At 66.8% G+C, this 217-nt stretch carries 1 protein-coding gene; it reads left to right on the top strand.

Annotation, left to right across the window (positions count from 1 at the left end; genetic code table 11):
- The coding region (locus IVB31_RS33650) for a hypothetical protein (protein ID WP_247320352.1) at nucleotides 1-217 on the top strand (217 nt) is incomplete at both ends.

Below are 217 nucleotides of genomic sequence, written 5' to 3'. Positions count from 1 at the left end.
GACGATCACCAACAGCGCTGCCGGCACGATCGAGGTCCTTGCGAACGGGGCCCTGACGATCGACCAAGGCTCGAGCGTCACCAACACCGGCAACGTCACCGTCGATGCCACCGGCAAGCTGACGGTCAGTAGTGCCACGGTCAGCGGCGCCGGCACGGTCACGGACAATGGCGAGATCGACCTGACCGGCAACGCGGTCCTGAGCGGCGGCATCCTC

The organism is Bradyrhizobium sp. 21 (genome assembly GCF_023073335.1).
Taxonomy (GTDB): domain Bacteria; phylum Pseudomonadota; class Alphaproteobacteria; order Rhizobiales; family Xanthobacteraceae; genus Bradyrhizobium.
This window is presented reverse-complemented; position numbering and strand designations above follow the sequence as displayed.